The sequence below is a fragment of the Streptomyces sp. DH37 genome, from assembly GCF_029813835.1.
Lineage (GTDB): Bacteria > Actinomycetota > Actinomycetes > Streptomycetales > Streptomycetaceae > Streptomyces.
This window is the reverse complement of record NZ_JARVKV010000017.1, coordinates 83,623-91,074: the sequence shown is the minus strand read 5'-3', so window position 1 is coordinate 91,074 and position 7,452 is coordinate 83,623. Positions and strand designations below refer to the sequence as shown.

5 protein-coding genes and 2 pseudogenes are annotated in these 7,452 nt (G+C 71.2%); 5 read left to right on the top strand and 2 right to left on the bottom strand.

Annotated elements, in window-relative coordinates; translation table 11 throughout:
• The first annotated feature begins 966 nt into the window (after positions 1-966).
• On the top strand, positions 967-1,308 hold the full coding sequence (locus QC029_RS11960) for a hypothetical protein (RefSeq protein WP_279555561.1): 342 nt from the start codon (positions 967-969) through the stop codon (positions 1,306-1,308).
• A 299-nt stretch (positions 1,309-1,607) separates the two neighbouring features.
• Here the strand turns inward: QC029_RS11960 and QC029_RS11955 are convergent, their stop codons facing one another.
• Positions 1,608-2,213: a lytic polysaccharide monooxygenase gene (locus QC029_RS11955; protein ID WP_279555567.1), complete on the bottom strand. Its 606-nt coding sequence runs from the start codon at positions 2,211-2,213 to the stop codon at positions 1,608-1,610.
• Between the two features lie 1,104 nt (positions 2,214-3,317).
• Between QC029_RS11955 and QC029_RS11945 the strand changes: the two genes are divergently transcribed.
• Entirely contained in the window at positions 3,318-4,088 is a 771-nt protein-coding gene (locus tag QC029_RS11945; RefSeq protein WP_279555560.1) for a calcium-binding protein, read from the top strand.
• Positions 4,089-4,097: 9 nt separating this feature from the next.
• Here QC029_RS11945 and QC029_RS11940 read toward each other — a convergent pair.
• Positions 4,098-4,906: pseudogene (locus QC029_RS11940) on the bottom strand (IS5 family transposase).
• 65 nt (positions 4,907-4,971) lie between these two features.
• Between QC029_RS11940 and QC029_RS11935 the strand changes: the two are divergent.
• The 3 genes and pseudogenes from QC029_RS11935 to QC029_RS11925 form a co-directional block, all read left to right on the top strand.
• Positions 4,972-5,306 (top strand): annotated as a pseudogene (locus QC029_RS11935) (MMPL family transporter); the annotation flags it as partial.
• Between the two features lie 7 nt (positions 5,307-5,313).
• On the top strand, positions 5,314-6,657 hold the full coding sequence (locus QC029_RS11930) for a sensor histidine kinase (RefSeq protein WP_279555559.1): 1,344 nt from the start codon (positions 5,314-5,316) through the stop codon (positions 6,655-6,657).
• A complete protein-coding gene (locus tag QC029_RS11925; protein ID WP_279555558.1) occupies positions 6,654-7,346 on the top strand; it encodes a response regulator transcription factor in 693 nt (230 codons plus the stop codon). Before QC029_RS11930 ends, QC029_RS11925 begins: the two co-directional genes overlap by 4 nt.
• The last annotated feature ends 106 nt before the right edge of the window (positions 7,347-7,452 follow it).

Sequence of the window (7,452 nt, the reverse complement as noted above, 5' to 3'; positions counted from 1 at the left end):
CCCACCCACACCCACCCAGAAGAACCCGCAAACCAACACCCCCACACCAACACCTCGACCGACACCCCCCGACCACAGCGCGGAGCGTGGAGATCTCCCTGACAGGCAGTGGTCGGTGCCGGAGTCGTCGTCGCCTGCGGCGGGCGTGCGTCGCAGGCCACCGCGCCGGCGGCCGGTGGACGGTGCGCGACGGCGGGCACGGACAGGGACTCCCTGGCGTGATCCGCCGTCCGAGTACGCACCCCGGCAGACTCTCCACGAACCGCTTCGGCACCGACAGCGACAGGATGTACGGACCCGACCGCCGACACCGCCGCAGGCCAGAGCGGACGCCACCGAGCCGATCACCCGGCAACTCAACATCGACCCCACCGCCTGCCGGACTCATCAACACATGCCCGACGCCCGCCGGAACGGCACCGGACAGAAGGAACCCCCCGGCGGGATCCGCGCCGAGCCGGGCGATCATGGGCCTGGCCGGTCGCGGGGCGGGCCCACCACAAAGACCCACCCGACACGCGAGCAGGGACAGAAACCCCCGTCACCGTTGCCCACCGCCGGACAGCAGGGCGACAGCCCGACCCCGGCCCCGGGTCCGATCCAGGCCCCCAGGACCGGACCGGGCAGACCACCACACCGCCCACCGCGGGCACGGCACGACAAGACACACCCCCCCCCACGCGAACCACGCCCACCCGCGCAGGCGCGGGATCAGGTACACGATCCCGCAACCCAACAACCAGATCCGCAACCGAAAACGCCAGAGCGCCGCCGGTGGCCGCCCCCCGCCTCCGACCCCCAGGACCACAGACCCGACACACGGCCGAGTACGGGACCAGCCGCCTCAAGCAACACCAGACGGCGCCCACCCACCACGACAAACCCGCGACCCGGCCCGAGGCGACCGTCCACATCGCAGCGATCCATCAGTGGCTGTGACGCACCGGCCGGCCGCACGGCCGTGCCATGCTGGCCTCCGGATACCGAGCACCTGCAGGACCGGGAGGGCCCGCGGCCGCCGAGTACTACTGCGCGGACAGCGAGAACGGCGACCACATCGACGACCCGTCCGAGGACGCCCTGTTCATGCTGATCGACGATCTGAACGACACGAACAACACCTTCGTCATCATCCAGCCCGACCAGGATGACCCCGCCTGGTTCGCCTCCGTCGCCGTGCTCGACCAGGGCGGCTACGAGATCGTCCGCCGTGACAGCGAGCGCCGTGAACACGACCTCAGCGTCGAAACCAGCACCCACCAGATCGCGGGCGACCTCACCAGATGGACGGCCACCCGCGCCACCTAAAACACACCCCCACACCCATACAGCCGCCCCACACCACCCAACCCACACCCGCCCACCCGGCCACCGACCCGCACCCAACCGCGCTCCCCCACCCCCCACCCCCACACACACACAACAAGACGGTGGGGAGCCGGTACCGTGCGGCTGCCGCGCGATCGGGCGTGTTCACACCAGGAACGCAGGGAGCCCCGTCGGGGCAGGGTGCCCGAATGGGTCCCTGCCCCGACGGGGCTCGGCCGGCCTGGCGGCGGGTTACCGGCGCCCGGCAGAGGCCGGTGCCGTGTGCGGCGCTCTCCGGCTCAGCCGAAGTTCACGTCGCTGCACCACATGTAGGCCTGGTCGAGGTGCGAGGCCTGCCAGATCACGAACAGGATGTGGTGTCCGGTGTAGCCGGAGGTGTTGACGTTGAACCTGATGTCCTGTGCCGGGGCGAAGCGGCCGGTCTGCGTGATGAAGTCGAGGTTGCCCCAGCCCAGGGTCTGGGTCTTGGGGTTGAAGCCCTGCTTGCTCACGTAGACCCTGAAGTAGTCGGCACCGTGGGACGCCTGGTCGTACAGATGGACCGTGAAGTTGTTGCTGACGTTGGTCATCTTCCACGCCCCGGGCCTGTTCAGGCTGGCGTTCCTCGAGAGGTTGTTGCTGCAGAGCGTCCCGTCGGGGGTCCGCGCCTGGAACTGACCACCGAGGCCGTCGCGGAGCGCGCTCATCCAGTTCCACATGGTGTCAGGGTTGGCCTGGAACGCCTGATAACACATGGGGTCTTCGGTCTGCATGGCCGGGCTCGTGTGGTTGCTGCCCCACGTCTTCCAGCACTGGTACGCGCGGGAGGCGGGGTTGACGATGGTGCCGTGAGCCTGAGCGGGGGCCGACCAGGTCAGTGCGCCGACGACCACGGCGAACAGCATGACGAGCGTCTGGAGAGGCCTGCGGAGGGCCGACCGGGGACGCCCGGTTAATGGGCTCTGCTTGCGCATGTGGGGGGAACTCCTTCCAGTTGCGAAGCACCATGGGAGCGCTCCCAACAGTACGTCTTCTGAGTGAAATGTCAATGACACAAACGAAGTTGGTTACAGGGGGGCGACGAGCAGGGAATCTGCCGTGAGTCGGGAGTCAGAACCATTCCCGGGACCGGGAAGCGAGGATGTGGCCCGGACCGGCGTGCGGGGCGATGCCGGGGAGAGGCGTTCGCGGCATGGCAACGGGACCTGGTTCCGCCGTGAGGGCTGTCCGGTTCCACAACACGCGAGATCCCGGGTCCCGATGGTGCTCTTCCGTACACCCGAGTCGGCCTCGCCGGGCAGGTTGCCTGGTAGGAGCTGTGACTGTATGGCGCATCGGGTGGGGAACGCGGCCGACGGCACGCAGCGGGAACGTGCGTACTCCTCGGATCCGAACCGACGGCAGTGGGGCATGGATGCCGTAGCGAGGAAAACCGCCGGCAACGCAGATCGGTCTCGGTACGCTCCAACGCACCTGGGCCGCCGCCGCGGCCCCAGGACGCTCGCGAACCAGGTGCCGGAACACCTCCCTGGACCGCCGGCCAGGCCACGGAGAAAAGGCCCGGCTGATCACACCCGGGCCCGTTCCACGTCTGCTGACACGGCCGTTCCGGACGGGGCTGCCCCGCGGTGAGCGGGCGGCATGGGCTGCGGCTCGGCCGTCGCCGGTTCCCCACTGGTGATGGCTCCCCCGCTCGCACCTGGGCAACCGCCTCCCGCTCCCCCGGCAACCCCAACCATCGACTGCGCCGGCCAACTCGCCTTCGCTGAGCCAGGATCGAGCCAGCGAACCCCGCCACGGCCACACCGGGAACATGTGTGGCCAAGAAACCCAACCATCACACCCGGCACATCCGGGGGGACATCGGCTTATCATGACGCCGCGTCAATCCGTGGTCTCGTGAATCCGGACCAGCAGGGGAGACTGCCCTTACGACCGGGGCCGCCCGGTCCCCGGCAGCACCACGCCAAGCAGGTCGGTCCACCGTCACTCCACCGAGATGAGGTCTCATGAACCGAAACCGAGCCGCCGTCAGCGCGGTCGCCGTGACCCTGTTAACCGCCGGCCTCGCCGTCGGCCCGGCAGCCGCCGCCACCGCCTCCGAGGCGAAGGCCCGCGTCGGAGCCGACTGGACAACTCAGTCGATCGTCTTCACCGCCGCTGCAGGGCAGGCCAACAACCTCAACATATTCTCCATGTACACCAGCGACGGGATCCGGCGGATCGGCTTCAGCGACGTGGTCCCGCTCGAACCGGGCGACCACTGTGCGTACTCCAGAGCCGAGGACACCACCTCCGTCGTCTGCGAACTGCCCGCCGACAGCTCCCGGCCCGACAGGATCGACGTCTTCCTCGGCGACGGCGACGACACGATCGCCGCCTTCACCCCCGGAATCGGCACCGTCAGCGGCGGCCCCGGCGACGACGAACTGCACGCCCACACCGCACGCACGGTGCGGGGCGACGCGGGGAACGACATGGTCATGGGACCCGCAGCCCTGTACGGCGGCGACGGCATGGACCACCTGATGGGTGACAGCAGCAACCAGCGGATGTGGGGCGGCCGGGGCGACGACATGATCGAGGCGTACGGCGGCGACGACCTCGTGTACGCCGGCCCCGGCGACGACCACGTCATGGGCGGGGACGGCCGCGACATCATCCTCGGCGGCCCCGGCAACGACACGCTGCACGGCGAAGGCGGCGACGACCTCGTCTGCGGTGGCACCGGAAAGGACACCCTCGAAGGCGGACCCGGCCGCAACATCGTCCTCCCGTAACAGGTCATCTCATTCGGCGAGTCGGCGGTAGCAGATGAGGGTGCAGGCGATGCCGGCGAAGACGGGGAAGTGGCCGGCTGTGCGTTCGTAGTGGCGGTGGAGTCGGCGGCGGCCGGCGAGCCAGGCGAAGGTTCGCTCGATTCTCCAGCGGTGCGGTCCCAGCCGCTCGGAGGAGTCGACGCCCTTGCGGGCGATGCGCAAGGGGTGATGCCCCTGCTGCGGAGCCATCGTCGCAGGTGGGCGTGGTCGTGGCCCTTGTCGTCGTGCGGCCTGGCGGGCCTGCGGCGCCTCGGTCCGCGACGGGAGCTGATCGGCGGGATGCCCTTCACCAGCGGGACGAGGGCCTGGCTGTCGTGGGTGTCGGCTCCGAAGATGCCCACCGGGAGGGGCGGACCGGACCGGTCGGTGATCAGGTGGATCTTCGAATCGTACGCGCCTCGATCCACTTCGGTTCGGGCCGGTCAGCTCCCCTTTTTCAGGGCCCGCATGGTCACCGAGTCGATCGCGCAGCGGGTCCAGTCCAGCTCGTCGCGGGCGCCGAGTTCGTCCAGGGCCAGGCGGTGGAGCCCGGCCCACACCCGGGCCCGGGTCCACTCGGCGAACCGCCGGTGGGCCGTGGCCCCGGACGGGCCGAAGGACGCCGACGGCAGTTGCTGCCAGGTGCAGCCGGAGGTGGCCACGAAGATGATCGCCGCCAGGACCTCGCGGTCGCCGTGCCGGCGGCGGCCGCTGCCCTGCGGCCGGGTCGGGGCGGGTGGCACCACTCGCTGGAACAGTTCCCACGGCTCGTCCGGCACCAGTCGTTCCACGATCGTCACACCCGCAGACTATCGACCACACCAAATGAGACGGCCTGTAAACCCCACCTCCGGGCGCCCCGCACCACAGCGGACGTGTGGTGGCTGCGGCGGCGGTCGTCACGATCAGCGTGTTCGCCGGATTCACCGGGACGAACACAGCCCGACCGGCCGGACGATGGGCGTCGGCCCGGGCGGTGGGCGTCGGTCTGGCCGCCGCCTTCCACGCCCTCATGGCCGGACGGCGATCGCACCCGCGGTCCTGGCACTGCTCGGCCACCGGGCCCGGTGGCCGCCTCGTATCCTGGACCGTGTGCTGCCGAATGCCGACATCGAGGATGAGGCGCTGAGCAGGCGTGTCCCGGCCTCCGCGACCGGGCCCGGCGCAGCGGTGCGGCGGCTTCCCGTCGGCCGGGACTGAGCCGGCCATGACGAACCCGGGTGGCGGTGGCCCGCGACCACGCGGCGCGTGGTGGCGAGAGGCAGTGGTCACGGCGACGGCGTTCGCGTTCTGCCTGCTCGGCGGGGTGATGCAGGTCGACGACACGCTGTCGGCACCGCCTGCCGCCGCCTACGTCATCGCCGTGGTGTCCTGTGCCGCGCTGCCCATGCGGCACCGGGCGCCCCTGGCCGCCCTGGCGGCCACGACCGCGGTCGGCGTGCTGGTGCCGCCCCTGGGCCTCCTCCTCACCCCGCTCATCGTGGCCCCCGCCGTGGTGAGCGCCTACTCCCACGCGCTCGCCGCGCGCACCGAACGGCGCGCGGCGAGCGCGGTGTTGCTCGCTTCCGCGGCGCTGGCCGCCTCCATCCCCTCGTTCGGGGACTTCTCGTGGAAGGACGCGAGCAGGATGGGAGTGGTGGCGGTCTCCCCGCTGGTGGCCGGCGTACTCGGTCACTCGGTGCGCAACCGGCGGGCCTACCTGGCAGCCGTGGAGGAGCGGGCCCGGCGGGCCGAGGAGAGCAGGGACGGCGAGGCGCGCCGGAGAGTGGCCGAGGAACGGGTGCGCATCGCCCGGGAACTGCACGACCTCGTGGCCCACCAGATCACCCTGGCCAACGCCCAGGCCACGGTCGCCGCCCACCTCTTCGACGCCCGCCCGGAGCAGACCCGCAAGAGCCTCGGGGAACTCGTGGAGACCACCGCCGACGCGCTCGACGAACTGCGGGCCACGGTCGGCCTGCTGCGTCAGTCCGGGGACGCGGCCACGCCCGCCGAACCGGCGCCCGGGCTGTCCCGGCTTCCCGCGCTCCTCGAGTCCTTCCGCCGCGCGGGTCTGGAGGTGTCGGTGCACCACGAGGGCACGGCCAGGCCGCTGCCGCCCGGAGTGGACCTCACCGCCTACCGCATCATCCAGGAGGCCCTGACCAACGTGACCAAACACGCCGGTACCGGTAACGCTCGGGTGCGCCTCGTCTGGGACCGCGATCGCGTGACCATCACCGTCGCCGACGGGGGCAGGGACTCCCGTACGGCGCCGGCCTCGTCCACGGGACCGAGTGGGTCCACAGCGGCGGACCGTCCGCCCGGTTACGGTCTGATCGGGATGCGCGAACGCGCCACCGCGGTCGGGGGACACCTCTTCGCGGGCAGGCACCCGGAGGGCGGCTTCCTCGTCTCCGCCCGGCTGCCCCTCCCGCCCGTCAGGAGCACGAAACGGAACACCGACGGAGCAACAACCACCGAGGGAGGACGGATGACCGACGGAGCGACAGGCGACGGACGGACGGGCGACGGACGGACAGGCGACGGAGAGGCCGGGGACACGCCGTGACGCTCAGGGTGCTCCTCGCCGACGACCAGGCCCTGCTGCGCGGTGCCTTCCGGATGCTCCTCGACAGCGCCGACGACATCACCGTGGTCGGCGAGGCCGGCGACGGCAGGGAGGCGGTCAGGCTCACCCGGGAGCTGCGCCCGGACGTGGTCGTCATGGACATCCGCATGCCCGAGGTGGACGGTCTCGCCGCCACATCGGAGATCTGCGCGGACCCGGAACTGCGCGCCACCCGCATACTGATCCTCACCACGTACGAGACCGACGAGTACGTCGCTCAGGCGCTGCGTGCGGGGGCCGGCGGCTTCATCGGCAAGGGCATCGGGGCCGAGGACCTGGCGGACGCCGTGCGCACCGTCGCCGGCGGCGAAACCCTTCTGTCCCCCGCCGCCACCCGCTCCCTGGTCGCCCGTTTCCTGGCCACACCGGAGGCGGTTCCGCCGCGCCGCTCCGAGCAGCTCGCCGCGCTCACCCCGCGTGAACGCGAGATGGTGGCTCTGGTCGCGACCGGCCTGTCCAACCGGGAAATCGCCGAGCGGATGTTCCTCAGCCCCTTCACCGTCCGCGCCCACGTACAGCGCGCCATGACGAAGCTGGAGGCCCGCGACCGGGCGCAACTCGTCGTCATCGCCTACCGGACGGGCCTGGCCCAGGCCGCCCCCGACGGCGGCGCCGACCGCCTGTCGTAGTCCGGCGCCGAGAACCCCTCGCGGGACGGTCCGCCAAGACCGTCCCGGCCCCCGCGCCGTCCCGGGACGCCTCCCGCACCCACGCCGTTGACCAGCGGCAACGGAG

What these genes read in the sequence shown, in the direction of transcription:
- QC029_RS11945 (WP_279555560.1), top strand. Translation starts at nt 3,318, where the DNA reads ATGAACCGAAACCGAGCCGCCGTCAGCGCGGTCGCCGTGACCCTGTTA.
- QC029_RS11955 (WP_279555567.1), bottom strand. Translation starts at nt 2,213, where the DNA reads ATGCTGTTCGCCGTGGTCGTCGGCGCACTGACCTGGTCGGCCCCCGCT.
- QC029_RS11960 (WP_279555561.1), top strand. Translation starts at nt 967, where the DNA reads ATGCTGGCCTCCGGATACCGAGCACCTGCAGGACCGGGAGGGCCCGCG.
- QC029_RS11930 (WP_279555559.1), top strand. Translation starts at nt 5,314, where the DNA reads ATGACGAACCCGGGTGGCGGTGGCCCGCGACCACGCGGCGCGTGGTGG.